This window comes from Afifella sp. IM 167 (assembly GCF_020144925.1).
Lineage (GTDB): Bacteria > Pseudomonadota > Alphaproteobacteria > Rhizobiales > Afifellaceae > Afifella.
The window spans coordinates 320,586-334,307 of the sequence record NZ_NSLC01000003.1 but is presented as its reverse complement, the minus strand read 5'-3'; the positions used below and the strand labels follow the sequence as shown (position 1 = coordinate 334,307).

The 13,722-nt window shown below is 67.9% G+C and carries 14 protein-coding genes; 8 read left to right on the top strand and 6 right to left on the bottom strand.

Annotation, left to right across the window (positions count from 1 at the left end; genetic code table 11):
* Positions 1 to 12: 12 nt before the first annotated feature.
* The 3 genes from CLD20_RS06775 to CLD20_RS06765 form a co-directional block, all read right to left on the bottom strand.
* Complete coding sequence (locus tag CLD20_RS06775; RefSeq protein WP_224405831.1) at positions 13 to 2,382, bottom strand: xanthine dehydrogenase family protein molybdopterin-binding subunit; 2,370 nt, start codon at positions 2,380 to 2,382, stop codon at positions 13 to 15.
* Positions 2,383 to 2,457: 75 nt separating this feature from the next.
* The gene (locus CLD20_RS06770) at positions 2,458 to 2,949 is read right to left on the bottom strand and encodes a (2Fe-2S)-binding protein (protein ID WP_224405830.1); all 492 of its coding nucleotides are present in this window, start codon (positions 2,947 to 2,949) and stop codon (positions 2,458 to 2,460) included.
* Positions 2,950 to 2,993: 44 nt separating this feature from the next.
* Complete coding sequence (locus CLD20_RS06765) at positions 2,994 to 3,746, bottom strand: CoxG family protein (protein WP_224405829.1); 753 nt, start codon at positions 3,744 to 3,746, stop codon at positions 2,994 to 2,996.
* Positions 3,747 to 3,888: 142 nt separating this feature from the next.
* On the opposite strand from CLD20_RS06765, the gene cysQ reads away from it, so the two are divergent.
* From cysQ to CLD20_RS06745, 4 genes are all read left to right on the top strand, one after another.
* Positions 3,889 to 4,725, top strand: coding sequence for a 3'(2'),5'-bisphosphate nucleotidase CysQ (gene cysQ, locus CLD20_RS06760; RefSeq protein ID WP_224405828.1), 837 nt, complete (start codon positions 3,889 to 3,891; stop codon positions 4,723 to 4,725).
* A 1-nt stretch (position 4,726) separates the two neighbouring features.
* Entirely contained in the window at positions 4,727 to 5,614 is an 888-nt protein-coding gene (locus tag CLD20_RS06755) for a class I SAM-dependent methyltransferase (protein WP_224405827.1), read from the top strand.
* Entirely contained in the window at positions 5,611 to 6,441 is an 831-nt protein-coding gene (locus CLD20_RS06750; protein ID WP_224405826.1) for an RNA methyltransferase, read from the top strand. Before CLD20_RS06755 ends, CLD20_RS06750 begins: the two co-directional genes overlap by 4 nt.
* A 131-nt stretch (positions 6,442 to 6,572) precedes the next feature.
* Positions 6,573 to 7,550 carry a complex I NDUFA9 subunit family protein gene (locus CLD20_RS06745; protein WP_224405825.1) on the top strand — a complete coding sequence of 326 codons (978 nt, stop codon included), beginning with the start codon at positions 6,573 to 6,575 and terminating at the stop codon, positions 7,548 to 7,550.
* A 38-nt stretch (positions 7,551 to 7,588) separates the two neighbouring features.
* Here CLD20_RS06745 and CLD20_RS06740 read toward each other — a convergent pair whose 3' ends face one another.
* Positions 7,589 to 8,395 carry an undecaprenyl-diphosphate phosphatase gene (locus tag CLD20_RS06740; RefSeq protein ID WP_224405824.1) on the bottom strand — a complete coding sequence of 269 codons (807 nt, stop codon included), beginning with the start codon at positions 8,393 to 8,395 and terminating at the stop codon, positions 7,589 to 7,591.
* A gap of 152 nt (positions 8,396 to 8,547) precedes the next feature.
* Between CLD20_RS06740 and CLD20_RS06735 the strand changes: the two genes are divergently transcribed.
* The 4 genes from CLD20_RS06735 to CLD20_RS06720 all read left to right on the top strand — a co-directional run bounded on the left by CLD20_RS06735 (position 8,548) and on the right by CLD20_RS06720 (position 11,784).
* Complete coding sequence (locus tag CLD20_RS06735) at positions 8,548 to 9,240, top strand: glutathione S-transferase family protein (protein ID WP_224405823.1); 693 nt, start codon at positions 8,548 to 8,550, stop codon at positions 9,238 to 9,240.
* Entirely contained in the window at positions 9,237 to 10,385 is a 1,149-nt protein-coding gene (gene queG / locus CLD20_RS06730) for a tRNA epoxyqueuosine(34) reductase QueG (protein ID WP_370636839.1), read from the top strand. Before CLD20_RS06735 ends, queG begins: the two co-directional genes overlap by 4 nt.
* On the top strand, positions 10,382 to 10,645 hold the full coding sequence (locus CLD20_RS06725) for a hypothetical protein (protein ID WP_224405822.1): 264 nt from the start codon (positions 10,382 to 10,384) through the stop codon (positions 10,643 to 10,645). Before queG ends, CLD20_RS06725 begins: the two co-directional genes overlap by 4 nt.
* Before the next feature lie 212 nt (positions 10,646 to 10,857).
* A complete protein-coding gene (locus CLD20_RS06720; RefSeq protein ID WP_255599510.1) occupies positions 10,858 to 11,784 on the top strand; it encodes an SDR family oxidoreductase in 927 nt (308 codons plus the stop codon).
* Here CLD20_RS06720 and CLD20_RS06715 read toward each other — a convergent pair.
* A complete protein-coding gene (locus CLD20_RS06715; RefSeq protein ID WP_224405821.1) occupies positions 11,731 to 12,840 on the bottom strand; it encodes an N-acetylglucosamine-6-phosphate deacetylase in 1,110 nt (369 codons plus the stop codon). The genes CLD20_RS06720 and CLD20_RS06715 overlap by 54 nt on opposite strands.
* Complete coding sequence (locus tag CLD20_RS06710) at positions 12,837 to 13,715, bottom strand: BadF/BadG/BcrA/BcrD ATPase family protein (protein ID WP_224405820.1); 879 nt, start codon at positions 13,713 to 13,715, stop codon at positions 12,837 to 12,839. Before CLD20_RS06710 ends, CLD20_RS06715 begins: the two co-directional genes overlap by 4 nt.
* Between the last annotated feature and the right edge of the window lie 7 nt (positions 13,716 to 13,722).

Genomic DNA, 13,722 nt, shown 5'->3' with positions numbered 1-13,722 from the left:
GATGAGCTCTCCTTATTCCGCCGCCTCGCGCATGCCGCCGCCCGCTGCGCGGAGCGCGCGCCACACCTTTTCCGGCGTGGCGGGCATGCTGAGGTCGTTGTTTCCGATCGCGTCCGTGATGGCGTTCATGACCGCCGGCGGCGAGCCGATGGCCCCGGCCTCTCCGCAGCCCTTGATGCCGAGCGGGTTGGAGGGGCAGATCGTCTCCGTCGTCGAGACGTTGAACGAAGGCAGGTCATGCGCCCGCGGCATGGCGTAGTCGTTGAAGGTGGCGGTGATCAGCTGCCCGCCTTCGTCGTAGACGCAGCCTTCCAGCAGCGCCTGGCCGATACCCTGGGCGATGCCGCCATGCACCTGGCCTTCGACGATCAGCGGATTGATGATCCGCCCGAAATCGTCGGCCGCCACGAAGGAGACGATGTCGGTGTGGCCGGTATCGGGATCGATCTCCACCTCGCAGACATAGGCGCCCGCCGGGAAGGTGAAGTTGGTCGGGTCGTAGAAGGCGCCCTCCTTGAGGCCCGGCTCCATGCCGTCCGGCAGGTTGTGCGCCGTGTAGGCGGCGAGGCAGACCTCGTGCCAGCCGAGCTTCTTGTCCGTGCCGGCGACCCGCACCTCGCCGTCGGCGATCTCGATATCGCCTTCGGAGGCTTCCAGGAGATGGGCCGCGAGCTTCTTCGCCTTCGCCTCCACCTTGTCGATCGCCTTGGAGATCGCCGACATGCCGACCGCGCCGGAGCGCGAGCCGTAGGTTCCCATGCCGAACTGCACCTTGTCGGTGTCGCCATGGACGATGGAGATGTTGTCGAGCGGCACGCCGAGGCGGCTCGCCACCAGCTGGGCGAAGGTCGTCTCATGGCCCTGGCCGTGCGAATGGGAGCCTGTCAGCACCTCGATCGTGCCGACCGGGTTCACACGCACTTCCGCCGATTCCCACAGCCCGACGCCGGCGCCGAGCGAGCCCACCGCCTTGGACGGCGCGATACCGCAGGCCTCGATGTAGCAGGAGATGCCGATGCCGCGGAGCTTGCCGCGCCGTTCCGCTTCCGCCTTGCGCGCGCCGAAGCCGTCATAGTCGGAGGCCGCGAGCGCCGCGTTAAGCGAGGCGTCGTAATCGCCGGCGTCGTACATCATGATGACCGGCGTCTGATGCGGGAATTCGCGGATGAAGTTGGTGCGCCTCAGCTCCGCCGGCGAGACGCCGAGCTCGCGCGCCGCCGTCTCCATCATCCGCTCCACCACATAGGTGGCTTCCGGCCGGCCCGCCCCGCGATAGGCGTCGACCGGCGCCGTCGTCGTATAGACCGCCCGCACGTTGCAGTGGATGAGCGGGATGTCGTACTGGCCCGACAGGAGCGTGGCATAAAGATAGGTCGGCACCGCCGAGGAGAAGAGCGACATGTAGGCGCCGAAATTGGCGATCGTGTCGATCTTGAAGCCGAGGATCTTGTTGTTGGCGTCAAACGCCATCTCGGCGACCGTCACATGGTCGCGCCCATGCGCGTCGGTGAGGAAGGCTTCCGAGCGGTCGCCGGTCCACTTGACCGGTTCTCCGGTCTTCTTGGAGGCCCACAGGCAGACGATCTCTTCGGGATAGATGTAGATCTTGGAGCCGAAGCCGCCGCCGACATCCGGCGCAATCACGCGCAGCTTGTGTTCCGGCGCCACGTTGTAGAAGGCGGACAGGACGAGCCGGGCCGTATGCGGGTTCTGCGAGGTCGTCCACAGCGTGAAATGGTCGTCCGCCGCGTCGTACTGGGCGAGCGCCGCGCGCGGCTCCATGGCGTTCGGCACCAGCCGATTGTTGGTGAGCTCGATGCGGCACACATGTGCCGCGCCCTGGAAGGCCGCGTCGACCTCCGGCTTGCTGCCGATCTCCCAGTCGTAGATGAGGTTGCCCGCCGCTTCCGGATGGATCTGCGGCGCGCCTTCGGCGAGCGCGCTGGTCACGTCGGAGACCGCCGGCAGCTCTTCCCAGGCGACCTCCACCGCATCGGCGGCGTCGCGCGCCTGACCCTTGGTGTCGGCGATGACGACGGCGACGGCCTGGCCGACGAAGCGCACCGTCTCCGAAGCGAGCGCCGGCCAGGCGCCCATGTTCATCGGCGAGCCGTCCTTGGAATGGATCATCCAGCCGCAGATCAGGTTGCCGATCCCGTCGGCCGCCATCTCCCCGCCGGTGAGGACGGCGATCACCCCCGGCATGCCCTTGGCCGCCTCGGCGTTGATGGAGCCGATGCGGGCATGCGCGTGCGGGCTGCGCACGAACGCCGCGTGCTTCATGCCGGGCACGGCCATGTCGTCGACATAGCGGCCCTTGCCGGTGATGAACCTCTTGTCTTCCTTGCGCGCCACCCGGGCGCCGATGCCCTCAACTGTCATCTTTCCTCCCTTCGGCCGGGTCGAAGGGGGCCTTGCCGGCCTCTTCTTTCGCCAGGCCTTTAGTTCCCGATCGTCCTATTCGGCAGCCTGACGCATGCCGCCGCGCATCTCTTCGGCGGCGGCCAGGATCGCCTTGACGATGTTGTGGTAGCCGGTGCAGCGGCAGATATTGCCTTCAAGCTCCACGCGGACCGTCTTTTCGTCGAGCCCGTCCGGATGGCGCTCGATGAGGTCGACGCCCGACATGATCATGCCCGGGGTGCAGAAACCGCATTGCAGGCCGTGATGCTCCTTGAACGCCGCCTGCAGGGGATGCAGATCGGCCCCGTTCGCCAGCCCCTCGATCGTCTTGACGCTGCCGCCGTCCGCCTGCGCGGCGAGCACGGTGCAGGATTTGACCGCCTTGCCGTCGAGATGCACGACACAGGCCCCGCACTGCGAGGTGTCGCAGCCGACATGCGTGCCAGTGAGACCCAGATCCTCGCGCAGGAAATCGACGAGGAGCCGCCGGTCCTCCACCTCCTTGGACACCTGACGGCCATTCACCGTCATCGTAACCGTGACCATGAAATTCCTCCCTTGAATGTCTTTGTTATGGTGCGGCGGGCGGCCTAGGAAAGAACGGCCCACACGACGATCATGACGAGAATGACGAGAAGGCCCCACATGAACGGCCCGCCCAGAAAACCTCCGGCGGCGCGCTCTTCCACGGCCTCCTCCGCCTCCTCGGCGGCATGCTCCAGCTCGTGCGCGGCATGCGAAAAACCGCTCTCATGCGCCGCTGGCGCGGGATGCGGCTCGGCGGGCGACGCCTCCGCGGCCGCGCCCACTTCCGGAACGCCGGTCGCAGCGGGCGGCACCGTCTCGCCGGGCAGCCCGACCGGCTCGTCGGCGACGGGCGCGCTCGCTGCGGCCGAGGCCGCTCCCGCCCCGGCCTTTTCGGCGAGACAGGAGAAGAACTGGTCGGCGAGCTTCTTGGCGGTGGACCCGACGAGGCGGTTGCCGAGCTGGGCGAGCTTGCCGCCCACCTGCACGTCGGCGTCGTAGCTGAGCTTGGTGCCCCCGCCTTCCTCGGCGAGGTGAACGTCGGCATGCCCCTTGGCAAAGCCGGCGACGCCGCCCTGTCCCTCGCCTTCGATGCGGTAGCTTTCCGGCGCGTTGATGTCCTTGAGGTCGACCGATCCGTTGAAGGTGGCCTTCACCGGCCCGATCTTGGTCGTCACCCGGGCGGCGAAGCCGCCGCTCTCGGTGGTGTCCAGCATCTCGCAGCCCGGCATGCATTCCTTCAGCACGTCCGGATCGTTGAGCAGAGCCCAGACCCGCTCGCGTGGCGCCGGGATCTGGTATTCGCCGGTAAGTTTCATTCAGCCTCCCCGTGGCCGAGCCCTTCGGCCCGCATTTGTTGCTTGCGCGCGATTGTGCACACAGCCCCGTTCATACTCAACTGGCAATGAGACCCGCCGGAAGGCTATTTCATGGCCATAACGGAAAGGCTAAGAGGAGCCGATGTCGCTCAGTCACCTCCCCCCCCTTCTGCAGCCGCTCGTGGAAGCTTCGCTCGCCGCCGGCCGCGCCATCCTGAAATCCTACGATGCCGGCCTGTCGGTCGAGACGAAAGCCGACGAGAGCCCCGTAACGGAGGCGGACCGGGCGAGCGAGAAGGTGATCGACACCTTCCTGCGCGAAGCCTTTCCAGACATTCCGGTCGTCGCCGAGGAGGCCTGTGCCGCGCATGGCCCGCCCGAGACGGGCGACCGCTTCTTCCTCGTCGATCCGCTCGACGGCACCAAGGAATACATCACCGGCAGTGGCGAGTTCACCGTCAACATCGCCCTGATCGAGGACGGACATCCGGTGGCGGGCGTCGTCTTCGCCCCGGCGCTCGGCACGCTCTATTGCGGCGCCGGCGGCAAGGCCTTCTCGGCAGAGGCCGATGCCCGCACCGGCACGGTCGGCGCCTTCCTGCCGATCCATGTGCGCGCGGCGCAAGAGCCCCCGGTGGCCGTGGCCAGCCGCTCGCATCTGTCGCCCGAGACGGCGGTCTTTCTCGACCGCTGCGGCTGCATCGACAGCCGCTCCATCGGCTCTTCGCTGAAATTCTGCCTGGTGGCGGAAGGCGAGGCGGATTTTTATCCGCGTCTCGGCCCGACCATGCAGTGGGACACGGCCGCGGGCCAGGCGGTGCTGCAGGCAGCCGGCGGCAAGGTCGTCAAGCTCGACGGCACCCCCTTTCTCTACGGCCGCCCCAACGAGGGCGGGCCGCGCCCGTTCGAGAACCCGTTTTTCCTCGCGCTCGGCGATGCGAGCCTTGCCGGAACGCTGATCGAAGCGCCCGCCGCCTGACGTGTCCGAGCTCGCAAAATCCCTTCGCCCGGAGGTCCTCGCCTCCGACGGCCCGCAAGACTACGCCCTCGTCGATTCCGGCAACGGCCGGCGCCTGGAGCGCTTCGGCGCAAAGCTGCTCGACCGGCCGGAGGAACAGGCGATGTGGGCGCCTTCGCTGCCCGAAAGCGCCTGGGCAAAGGCCGACGCGGTCTTTACGGGCGATGTGGAGGAGGAAGGCGCCGGGCGCTGGAAGCAGAGGCAGGAAGAGCCTGACTGGACCTGCCGCCACGGGGCGCTGCGCTATCGCTGCCGCCTTACCTCCTTCCGCCATGTCGGCGTTTTTCCCGAGCAGGAGGCGCAGTGGCGCTTCGTCTCCGACAAACTCGGGAGCGCGCACGGCGCGAAGCTCCTGAATCTCTTCGGCTATACCGGCATCGCCTCCCTGGTCGCCGCCGAGGCGGGGGCCGAGGTCGCCCATGTCGATGCCTCGAAGAAGGCCATCGCCTGGGCGCGCGAGAACCAGGCTCTCTCCGGCCTGGAGGAAAAGCCGATCCGCTGGCTGTGCGAGGATGCGGGAAAGTTCGCCGCCCGCGAGGTGCGCCGCGGCAATGCCTACGACATGATCCTGCTCGATCCGCCGAAATACGGCCGCGGGCCGAAGAACGAGACCTGGCGGCTCTTCGAGGATCTTCCCGAAATGCTGAAGCTCTGCGCCGCCTGCCTGAAGCCGGGCGGCACGCTCGTTCTGACCGCCTATGCGATCCGCGCCTCCTATCTGGCGCTCCACCAGCTCTGCGCCGACATCGTCGGCGGGCCGGTGACGTCCGGCGAGATGGTGCTTGTCGGCGAGGGCGGCGCGAAGTCGCTGCCGACCTCGCTTTATTGCCGTGCGGAGAAGCCGAAATGAGCGAGCGCGGCACCCCCGGCGCTTTCCACCGGGTCGACAGCCCGGCGAACCCGATCGTCAAGGAACTGCGCGCCCTTTCCATGAAGAAGGAGCGCGACCGCACCGGCCGCTTTCTCGGCGAGGGGCTGAAGCTGGTGCGCGACGCACTCCTCGCCGGCTTCGTGGTGGAGGATCTCATCGCCTCCGCCGACAGCCTTTCCGAGGGCCCGGTCGGCGAGACCGCGGCAGAGGTCAAGGCCCGCGGCGGCCGCATCCTAGCCGTCAGCCACAAGGTGCTGGAAAAGCTCTCGCACCGGGAAAACCCGCAGACGGTGATCGGGGTCTTCAGGAAGCGCCTTGCCAAACCGGAAGAGATTGGCGGCGGCGGCTTCTGGATCGGTCTCGACCGCATCCGCGATCCCGGCAATCTCGGCACCATCCTGCGCACGGCCGACGCCGTCGGCGCCGCCGGCATCGCGCTCGTCGGCGAATGCTGCGACCCCTTCTCGCTGGAAGCGGTGCGCGCCTCGATGGGGTCCTTCTTCCATGTGCCGCTGGCGCTCGCGGACGAGACCGCCTTCCTCGCCGCCGCCAGGGCGAACGGCGCGCGCATCCTCGGCACGCATCTTTCCGCCACACAGGATTTTCGCGGCGCCGATTATTCCGCCCCCGTCATTCTCCTGATGGGCAACGAGCGCCAGGGGCTGACCGAGAGCCTCGCCAGGGCCTGCGACGAGCTTCTCCTGATCCCGATGCGCGGCAAGGCCGATTCGCTCAACCTGGCGATCGCCACCGGCCTCGTGAGCTATGAAGCGTATCGCCGCTCCGCCGTGGCCGATGGAAAATAGACGCGGCTTCACCGCGCCTTAGCCTTTGGCCGGTTTCGGGCGTTGCTGGCGGCCGCTCCCGCGCCCTATATGGTTGCCCCTGAGACCAGCTTCGCTAAGAAGAAGCGCGCATTCCTTGCAGGAGTTGACCCGTGCCCGCACCGAGCGAACCGACGCGCCTCGTCACCATTTTCGGCGGCTCAGGCTTCGTCGGCCGACACATCGTCCGCCATTTTGCCAAGCGCGGCTGGCGCATCCGCGTCGCCGTGCGAAGGCCCGACCTCGCGGGCTTCCTGCAGCCCCTCGGCACGGTCGGCCAGATCCGGGCCGTGCAGGCGAACCTTCGCTATCCCTGGTCGGTGGAGCAGGCGCTGGAAGGCGCCGATGCCGCGGTCAACTGCGTCGGCATTCTCGTCCAGTCCGGCAACCAGAGCTTCGACGCCATCCAGGCCTCCGGTCCCCGCACCATTTCCGAGGCGGCGAAGAAGGCCGGCATCAAGGACGTCGTCCACATTTCCGCGATCGGGGCGGACGCCGCCTCGCAGATCCCCTATTTCCGCAGCAAGGCCGAGGGAGAGGCCGGCATCTTCGAGCACGCGCCGGAGGCCGTCGTCTTGCGCCCCTCCATCGTCTTCGGCCCCGAGGATGATTTCTTCAACCGCTTCGCCGGCATGGCCGGCCTTTCGCCGGTTCTGCCGGTGATCGGCGGCGGCACGACGCGCTTTCAGCCGGTCTGGGTCGGCGATGTCGCCGAAGCCGTGGCACGCGCTCTGGAGGGCAAGGCCCAGCGCGGCGCCGTCTACGAGCTCGGCGGCCCGGAAGTCCTCACCTTTCGCGAATGCATGGAACTGATGCTGCGCACGATCAACCGCCGGCGCAAGATCGTCTCGATCCCGACGGGCTTTGCCAAGGCGATGAGCAACTTCACCAAGTTCCTGCCGAACGCGCCGCTGACGCCCGACCAGGTCCGCCAGCTCGAACTCGACAACGTCGTCTCGGATGAGGCGAAGGCGGAGGGCCGAACGCTGGATGGCCTCGGCATCGAGCCTTCGGCGCTGGAACTGATCCTGCCGACCTATCTCGTGCGCTTCCGCAGCCACGGCCAGTTCACGGCCCGCTATCAGGGCTGAGGCTCGCGAGGCCGGCCCGCCAGCCAGCCCCGCAAATCCTATCCGACCAGCCAGAGGCCGATGAGGCCTGCCGTTCCGACCGCGATTCGCCACCAGGCGAAGGGCGTGAAGCCGTGGCGCGAGACAAAGTCGAGCAGCGAGCGCACCACGAAGACGGCGGCGATGAACGCGCAGACGAAGCCGACGGCGATGATCAGCGCATCGTTCGCCGAGAGCAGATCGCGGTTCTTGAAAAGGTCGTAGGCGAAGGCGCCGGCCATGGTCGGCATGGCGAGAAAGAAGGAGAACTCCGCCGCCGAGCGCTTGTCGCAGCCCATCAGCAACGCGCCGGCGATGGTGGCGCCCGAGCGCGACACGCCCGGCACCATCGCAAGGCACTGGAAGAGCCCGATCTTGAAGGCGAGCCAGGGCGTGTAGCGCATGGCGTCGTGATTCACCGGATTGAGGTCGAGCCGGTCGATATAGGCGAGGATCACCCCGCCGACGATCAGCGTCACGCAGATCAGCACCGGCGTCTCGAAGAGGACGTTCTTGATGAAATCGTGCGCGATCACGCCGATCACCGCCGCCGGCAGGAAGGCGATGAGGATGGAGATGACGAAGCGGCGGGCATTGGGATCAGTGGGCAGCGCCATGGCGACGCGCCACAGCCGGGCGAAATAGACCGACAGGATCGCCAGGATCGCGCCGAGCTGGATAAGCACCTCGAAGGTCTTGCCCGTCGATTCGAAACCGAGAAAGTGGCCGGCCAGAAGGATGTGTGCGGTCGACGAGACGGGGATGAACTCCGTCAGTCCCTCGATGAGGCCGAGAAAGGCGGCCTCCAGTAAAGTCGTGAGATCCAAGCCTCTTCCCCTAGCCTTTTTAAGCTGCCCAACCTTCGCCCGATTGGCCCTTCATGGCATCGGCCCTTCGAATCGTGGTTGGGGCACCGGCTCCTAGCACGCTCCTTCGCTTTTTCCCATTTCGTTTGCATTATTGAGTTACACGCCAGCTGATGATCCGGCTCTTCCACCATCCTCTTTCCGCCCCCTCCCGCTTCGTTCGCCTCGCGCTCGGCGAATGCGAGCTCACGCCCGAGCTGATCGAGGAGAGGCCGTGGGAGCGGCGGGAGGAATTCCTGCTGATGAACCCCGCCGGCACTTTGCCGGTGATGATCGAGGACAACGGCCCGCCGATCGTCGGCGTCTGGGCCTGCTCGGAATATCTCGACGAGACGCGCGGCTTCGCGCTGGACGAGCATCGCCTCCTGCCGGCGAGCGCCGACCGCCGCGCCGAGGTGCGTCGCCTGCTCGAATGGTTCCTGACGAAGTTCAACGAGGAAGTGACGATCTATCTGGCCGAGGAGCGCGTCATCAAGCGCGAGCTGTCGCGGCTGGGCATGGATTCCTCGCCCGATTCGTCCCTGCTGCGGGCCGGAAGGGCCAACATCCGCACACATTTGCGCTATATCGACCATCTCATCGTCGAGCGCAGCTGGCTCGCCGGCGACAGGATGAGCTATGCCGACCTTGCCGCTGCCGCGGCCCTTTCGGTCGCCGACTTTCTCGGCGAAGTGCCCTGGCAGGAGACCGAGGAAGCCAAGGATTGGTACGTCAAGATCAAGTCCCGCCCGTCCTTCCGTCCTCTCCTCGCCGATCAGATTCGCGGCGTGACCCCGCCGGCCCATTACACCGATCTCGACTTCTGAGCGCCGGGCGCCTGAAAGCCCGTCTCAAGGCGCTCGCCGCCGAGGAGGGCTTTTCCTGTTTCGGCGTGACCACGCCGGAGCGCCTCGGCGAGGCCGGGCCCCGTCTCTTCGCGGCGCTGGCGGAAGGCCGCCACGGCACCATGGACTGGCTCGCCGATACGGCGTCCCGCCGCGCCGATCCCGCCGCCCTCTTCCCGGACCTTTCCTCCATTGTCATGCTCGGCATGAACTATGGGCCCGATGAAGACCCGCTGGCCGGCCTTCAGCGCCGCGACCGGGCGACGATCTCCGTCTATGCCCGCAACCGCGACTATCACGACCTCATCAAGGGGGCGCTGAAGCGGATCGGCTCGCGCTTTTCGGCCGAGGCGCGCCGCCTCGGCCTGCCCGACGAGATCAAGGTCTTCGTCGACACCGCCCCGGTCATGGAAAAGCCGCTTGCGGAGGCCGCCGGCATCGGCTGGCAGGGCAAGCACACCAACCTCGTCTCGCGCGATTTCGGCTCCTGGCTCTTCCTCGGCGCCTTCTTCTGCGCCGCCGAACTGCCGGTCGACGCGCCGGAGGAGGACAATTGCGGCTCCTGCCGCCGCTGCCTCGACGTCTGCCCGACCGACGCCTTCCCGGCGCCCTACCGGCTCGATGCGCGGCGCTGCATCTCCTACCTCACCATCGAGCACAAGGGTCTCGTGCCGCGCGAATTCCGCGCCGCCATCGGCAACCGCATCTACGGCTGCGACGACTGCCTCGCCGTCTGCCCGTGGAACAAGTTCGCCTCCGAGGCGGCCGAGGCGAAGCTGAAGGCCCGCGCGGACCTTTCCGCCCCGCCGCTCGCCGATCTCGCCCGCCTCGACGATGCCGCCTTCCGCGAAAAGTTCTCCGGCTCGCCGGTGAAGCGCATCGGCCGCGACAAGTTCATCTCCAACGTCCTGATCGCGATCGGCAATTCCGGCGACGCCGATCTCGCGCCCGAAGCCGGAGCACATCTTGACGATGCAAGCGCGCTGGTGCGCGGCGCCGCCATCTGGGCGCTCGGCCGGCTCGATCGGACGGCGGCGCGTGCTGCCCGCCGGCAGCATCGGGACGAGGAAGCCGATTCGCTGGTGCGCCGCGAATGGGACAGCCTTTCGGAGGAGATCGATCCATGAGAGACCGAGACGTGATCGAATTTGGCCGCGATGATCGTCGGCGTCGCCGCAATCTCGCGATGCCCGCCGCCGCCGTCGGCGCCGGCAGCGTTGGTGCCCTTCTCCTCGGAACCCTGGCGATCGGAGCGCTGGCCGTCGGCGCGATCGCGATCAAGCGTCTCGCTGTCAGGCAGGCCCGCATCCGGCATCTTTCGATCGGAACGCTCGAAGTCGAAAGGCTCGTCCTGCGCGAACCACGCGATAAAGGCGAAACGGCATAAGCCCGCTCCCGGGCTCCGCATCTGCTCACCAACCTCCGGCGACGCACAGGCTGTCGCAGGAGACGGATTCTGCCGTCCACCGCGCATGGCAGACCGGGACAAGCGCGTAAATTTATGACAATACGAGAGAATCCACCGGGTGACGGCCACGGCGCTTCACCCATGATGAAGGGCGATCCGGGGCCCGCGATCACCGGACAGGGCGGTTAGCATTGACCATCAGTCTCTTTTGCTTTGGGCTCGGTTTCTCGGCCCGAAATACCATCGACGCGCTCCAGCCCGAGAGTGTCTGGGGCACGACCCGAAGCGCCGAGCGGCTTCGTGAACTCGCAGATCTCGGCGCCATGCCGCTGATCTTCGACGGTGTGCCCGGCGCGCCGCACAACGGCGCCGTGGAGGACGCCCTCGCAGAGGCGAGCCATGTCCTCGTCTCCATCGCCCCCGGCGAGGATGGCGATCCCGTCCTCAACGTCTTCCGGCAGGCGCTCGCGGAGGCCGAGCCGATGGCGATCTCTTATCTCTCCACCGTCGGGGTCTACGGCGACCACGGCGGGGGATGGGTGGACGAGACCACCAAATGCAATCCCGTTTCGAAGCGCTCGCGCCAGCGCCGGACGGCCGAGGAGCGCTGGCTCGAATTCGGCGAGGAGGCAGGCATTCCCGTCTCCGTCATCCGCCTGTCCGGCATCTACGGGCCGGGCCGCGGCCCCTTCGAGAAGCTGCGCTCCGGCAAGAGCCGGCGCATCATCAAGGAAGGCCAGGTCTTCAACCGCATTCACGGCGCCGATATCGGCACAATCGCGGCCGCCGCGCTCACCCAGCAGGCCGTCGGCATCTTCAACGGCACGGACGACGAGCCGGCCCCGCCGCAGGATGTCATCGCCTATGCGGCCAGCCTTCTGGGCATGGAGCCGCCGCCCGAGGTCCGTTTCGAGGAGGCGGAGATGTCGCCGATGGCGCTCTCCTTCTGGGGCGAGAACAAGCGCGTCAAGAACGACAAGATCAAGGAAGAGCTCGGCGTCCGGCTGGCCTATCCGACCTACCGGGAAGGCCTCGCGGCGACGCTTGCGGCCGAAAAGGACGCCTCAGGCGGTCCCATCAAGAGCCACGCCCGCCAGAAAGACCTCGGCGAGGGCTAGCGCCTCGTCGAGAACGACGAGGCTGGCGACCGCGCCTTCCGAGATGGCGCCCAGATCCTCAAGGCCGAGATAGGAAGCCGGCCGCGCCGAGAGCATGTCGGAGGCCTCGCGCAGCGAAAAACCGATTGCGACGAGGTTCTTCAACGCCGCATCCATGGTCAGCACGGAGCCGGCGAGCGTCTCACCGTCGGCCAGCGTGGCGCGCCCGCCCTGCTTCACGATGGTCTGCGCCCCGAGCCGGTATTGCCCGTCCGGCATGCCGGCGGCCGAGGTCGCGTCGGTGATGGCATAGAGCCCCGGTATCGCCCGCGCCGCGGCGCGGATCATGTCGGGCGCCACATGGTGAAGATCGGCGATCAGCTCCGCGCTTTCGCCTTCGGCGAGCGCCACGGCCGCGACGCCCGGGGCGCGGTGATCCGTGCCGGACATGGCGTTGAAGAGATGGGTGAAGCCGGCAATGCCGGCCTGGAGGGCCGATCGCGCCTCATCGGCGGTGGCGAGGCTGTGGCCGATCTGCGGCTTGACGCCCGCCTCGGCGAGCAGGCGCACCAACGCTTCGCCGTTCGGCCTCTCAGGCGCCAGCGTCACGACCCGGATGGAAAAGCGCCGGCACCATTCGGCGGCAAGGACGGGATCGGGATCGAGCATTTCCGCCGGCTGTGCCCCGAGCTTGCAGGGGTTGATGAACGGGCCTTCCAGATGCGCCCCGAGCACGGCCGCCTCGCCGGAGCCCGGCCTCCTGCGCACCGCTTCGATTCCGGCGAGCGCCGCCTCGATCTCCGCCTTCTTGGCCGTCATCGTCGTCGGCAGCATCGCCACCGTGCCGCGGCTTGCGTGGAAGGCCGCCAACTTGCGCACGGCGGCCTCGCCCTCCATCGCATCCGCGCCCGCTCCACCATGGACATGGCAGTCGATGAAGCCGGGCAGGATGAAGGGCGGCTGAAGCGCCTCCTCGCCGACGGGGCGTCCGACGGTTCCGGCGATACGCCCATCGGCGACGAGAAGCTCGCCGGCGATCCAGCCGGACGGCGTCAGGATGGAGCCTTCAAGTCTCATCCGCGCACCTCCTTCGGCGCCGCGCCGAGCACCACGAGCCGCGCCCCGTCGAGCGCATCCCCCTGCGGGGCGGAGAAGGCCTGCCCGGTCTTTTCCTCGATCAGCGGCCCCAGGATCGCCGAAAGTCCACCAACGCAATAGACGGGCTCCCCGGGTTCGGGGCCGAGGGCGCGCAGAAGCGCGGCCGCCTCCTCGCCTGCCGCATCGATCAGTGCCAGCGCCGCCTCGTCATGCGCCTCCGCTGCGGAGACGACTTCCGGCACCAGCGCCGCGAAGTCGCGTGCCCCGGCCGAGAGCAGCCAAGCAAGGATCGCCCCCTCCTCGCCCCCGAGGCGCTCCACGATGCGCGTCGCCATCAGGCTCGGCGCCGCCGCCCCGTCGAAGCTCTTCAGGGAAAGTTCCACCGCCCGCCTGCCGAGCCAGGCGCCCGAACCCCGGTCGCCGCCGAGGAATCCCCAGCCGTCGCGCTGCAGCGAGGTGCCATCGGCAAAGAGGCGGTGCCCCACCGCACCGGTGCCGAGGGAAAGGAGCGTGCCCGGCTTGCCGCCCGAGGCGCCGACGAGCGCCGCATAGCCGTCGGTCACCGCGGCCACGCGCGCAAAGCCGGAAAAGGCATCGAGAAAGGCCGCGCGCCGTGCGTCGTCCACCAGCCCGGCGGCAGCGATAGCCAGCACCGTTTCGGCGCGCCGCGGCGCCGGCTCGATCATGCGGTCAAGCTGGCCGATCAGCGCCTCGATGCTGGCGACGGCGCCGGAAAGGTCGGTAGAGGGATTGGCCGGCCCGCCTTCCGCCTTGGCGAGCACCTCCCCCTCCAGGGTGGAAAGCCGGCCCCGGCAGGAAGTGCCGCCGGCATCGATGGCAAGAATGAGGTCCATCAGGCGG